The sequence below is a fragment of the Kitasatospora sp. NPDC091257 genome (genome assembly GCF_044757675.1).
Classification (GTDB): domain Bacteria; phylum Actinomycetota; class Actinomycetes; order Streptomycetales; family Streptomycetaceae; genus Kitasatospora; species Kitasatospora lactacystinica.
Map to the genome: position 1 here is coordinate 1 of NZ_JBIVVI010000966.1, position 3,566 is coordinate 3,566.

Consider the following 3,566-nt stretch of genomic DNA (forward strand, 5'->3'; position numbering starts at 1 on the left):
CGATGTTCTTGCCGTACTTGCGGTCGCCGCGGATCGAGTCGCGCAGCTTGGCCAGGCGGGCGTCGGTGTCACCCTTCCCCCGCCGTGCGCGCCCGCGCCCGGCGGCGGTCCCGTACGCCCTCCACCGGCACCACCAAGGAGTCACCCATGCCCAGCAGACCCGTGCCCGCCGCCCGGCGCGTCCGCCGTCCGTTCGTCGTCCCCTCGTCCGTGCCCGCCGCCGGTCTGGCGGCCGTCCTGCTCGCCGGCTGCTCCTCGGCGGGCCCGGCCGGGCCGGGGGCGGGCGCCGAGGGGGCCCCGGTGCGCGGCGGCACCCTGAAGTACGCGGTGGCGGTCGGCACGTCCTGCCTGGACCCGCACGTCAGCCCGGGCGACGTGACGGCGGTGATCCAGCGCAACGTCTTCGACTCGCTGGTGTACCTGGACGACAAGGGCGCCTTCCACCCGTGGCTGGCGAAGTCCTGGCAGATCTCGCCGGACGCCCGGACGTACACCTTCCAGCTGCGCGAGGGCGTCACCTTCCACGACGGCACGGTCTTCGACGCGGCCGCGGTGAAGGCCAACCTGGACCACGTCAAGGACCCGAGGACCAAGTCGCTGTACGCGGCCAGCCTGCTCGGCCCGTACACCGGGACGGAGGTGGTGGACCCGCACACCGTCCGGGTGTCCTTCGCCGAGCCGTACGTGCCGTTCCTGCAGGCGGTCGCCACCCCGTACCTGGGCATCGCCTCGCCGAAGTCGCTGGCGGAGAAGGCGGACCAGCTGTGCGCGGGCGGCGAGAACTCGGTGGGCACCGGGCCGTTCAAGGAGACCGAGTACGTCAAGAACGACCACGTCGAGTTCAAGCGCAACGACGCCTACGCCTGGGCCCCGGAGGGCGCCGCGAACCAGGGCGCGCCGTACCTGGACGGGCTGACGATCCGCTTCCTGCCCGAGGACTCGGTCCGCAGCGGCGCGCTGACCAGCCGCCAGGTGGACGCGGCCACGCTACCGGTCACCGCGGTGCGCACGGTGCGGGCGGCCACCGGCATCGAGGTGAACCGCACGCAGAACCCCGGCGTGGTCTACTCGCTGTTCCTGAACACCACCCGGGGGCCGCTGCAGGACGAGCGGGTGCGCCGGGCCGTCCAGCGGTCGGTGGACGTGGACGCGCTGGTCAAGAGCATCTACTTCGGCGAGTACGAGCGCGCCTGGAGCCCACTGAGCCCGACCACCCCGGCGGCGTACGAGGCCGGGCTGAAGGACGCGCTGCCGCACGACCCGGCGGCGGCCGGCAAGCTGCTGGACGAGGCCGGCTGGAGCGCCAGGGACGCGGACGGCTACCGGGTGAAGGACGGCAAGCGGCTGACCCTGCACTGGCCGTACATCGCCTCGCTGGTGCGCGACCAGCGCGACACCCTGGCGGCGGGCATCCAGGCGGACCTGAAGAAGGCCGGGGTCGAGCTGGTCCGCGACTCGATCGACAACGGCACCTACTTCAAGATCTACGCGAGCGGCGACTACGACCTGTGGGACAACTCCTGGGTGCGGGCCGACCCGGCGATCCTGGCGGGCTTCTACCTCTCCTCCAACACTCCGGCGGCCGGCGGCCAGAACGTGTCGCTCAGCAAGGACCCGGAGCTCGACGGCTGGCTGACGGCGGGCGCGGCGACCACCGATCCGGCCGCCCGCAAGGCCGACTACACCAAGGCCGAGCGGTGGGCGGTGGAGCACGGCACGGTGCTGCCGCTGTACGTGACCACCAATCTGATCGGGCACACCCAGCTCGTCCGGGGCCTGGTGTCCGACGCGAACGCGTGGCCGCAGTTCGCCGGCGTCTGGAAGAACAAGTGACACGGGTCGCGCGCGCGGTGCTGCACCGGCTGGGCGGTGCGGTCCTGGTGCTCTGGGGCGCGGCCACCCTGGGGTTCCTGGCGCTGCACCTGGTGCCCGGCGACCCGGTGTCGACCCTGCTCGGCGGCTCGGTGACCACCGGTTCGGCGGCCGTCCGGGCCGAGATCACCCGGGAGTTCGGGCTGGACCGCCCGCTGTTCGAGCAGTACCTGACCTTCCTGGGCCGGCTGCTGGGCGGCGACCTCGGCCGCTCCTACCAGCAGCAGCAGCCGGTGAGCCGGATCATCGGCGAGCAGCTCGGCCCGACCGCGGGGCTCGCGCTGACGGCGTTCGGGCTGATCCTGGTGTTCGCCCTGGTGTCCGCGGTGACCACGGCCGGGCGGCGACGGGCGGTGCGCGGCGCGGCCTCCGGGGCGGAGCTGCTGGCGATCTCCACCCCGCCGTTCTGGCTGGGGGTCCTGCTGCTCACGCTGTTCTCCTTCCACCTGCGGCTGTTCCCGGTCGCCGGGGCGGAGGGCTGGCAGTCGCTGGTGCTGCCGGCGGTGACCCTGGCGGTGCCGTTCGGCTCGCTGCTCTCGCAGGTGCTGCGGGAGGGGCTGGAGTCGGCGCTGCACGAGCCGTTCGCACTGACCGCCCGTTCGCGCGGGATCGGCCCGCTGGCGCTGCGCGGCCGGCACGCGCTGCGGCACGCGCTGGTGCCGGCGGTCACGCTGGGCGGCTGGCTGGTGGGCGGGCTGCTGGGCGGGACGGTCCTGGTGGAGACGGTGTTCGCCCGGCCGGGTCTGGGCCGGGTGGCGCTGGACGCGGTCACCGGGCACGACCTGCCGGTGGTGATCGGGCTGATCCTGCTGTCCGCCACGGTCTACCTGGTGGTGAACACCGCGGTGGACGCGCTCTATCTGCTGATCGACCCCCGGCTGCGCGGCGCCGGCCGGGTGCGGGAGGTGGCGGCATGACCGGCCCCGTCGCCCCCGGCATCGCTCCCGCCCCCGACGCCGACGCCGCGCCGGCCGCCGGGCCCGCCGCCCGGGCGGTCCGCTCGGGCGGCGGGCGGGCGGCCCGGGTGCGGCCCGGAGTGCTGCTCGCCGCGCTGGTCCTGGCGGCGGCGGTGGTGGCCTGCGCCTGGCCCGCCCTGCTCGCGCACGCCGACCCGACGGCGGCCGACCCGGTCGCCGCGCTCACCCCGCCGGGGGCAGAACACTGGCTGGGCACCGACCAGTTGGGCCGGGACGTGTACGCCCGGGTGGTGCACGGCGCCCGGTACTCGCTGCTGATCGGGCTCGGCGCGACGGCGCTGTCGGTCCTGGCGGGTCTGCTGGTCGGCCTGCCGGCCGCGCTGTCCGGACGGATCGGCGACCAGGTGGCGATGCGCGCGGTGGACGTCCTCCTGGCGCTGCCCGAACTGCTGCTCGCGCTGCTGGTGATCGCGGTGGTCGGTCCGGGCACCGGCAACGCGCTGCTGGCCATCGCGATCGCGGCCACCCCCGGGTTCGCCCGGCTGGTGCGCGGGCAGGCGATGGTGGTGCGCGGCTCGGAGTACGTGCGCGCCGCGACGGCCCTGGGGGTGCCCCGGGCGGCCGTGGTGCTGCGGCACGTGCTGCCGAACACCCTGGGGCCGCTGACGGTGCCCGCCACGCTGGCCGTCGGCACCGCCGTGGTCTCGGGCTCGGCGCTCAGCTTCCTCGGGCTGGGGCCCAAGGCGCCCGCCCCGGAGTGGGGGGCGATGCTCTCCC

3 protein-coding genes are annotated in these 3,566 nt (G+C 74.9%); all 3 read left to right on the forward strand.

The window, feature by feature from the left end; genetic code table 11:
• The first annotated feature begins 147 nt into the window (after nt 1-147).
• Complete coding sequence (locus tag ACIQOV_RS32845; RefSeq protein ID WP_401054376.1) at nt 148-1,833, forward strand: ABC transporter substrate-binding protein; 1,686 nt, start codon at nt 148-150, stop codon at nt 1,831-1,833.
• The gene (locus tag ACIQOV_RS32850) at nt 1,830-2,789 is read left to right on the forward strand and encodes an ABC transporter permease (RefSeq protein ID WP_401054377.1); all 960 of its coding nucleotides are present in this window, start codon (nt 1,830-1,832) and stop codon (nt 2,787-2,789) included. Before ACIQOV_RS32845 ends, ACIQOV_RS32850 begins: the two co-directional genes overlap by 4 nt.
• On the forward strand, nt 2,786-3,566 hold a 781-nt coding region (locus ACIQOV_RS32855; RefSeq protein ID WP_401054378.1), incomplete at its 3' end, for an ABC transporter permease. The genes ACIQOV_RS32850 and ACIQOV_RS32855, both read left to right, overlap by 4 nt.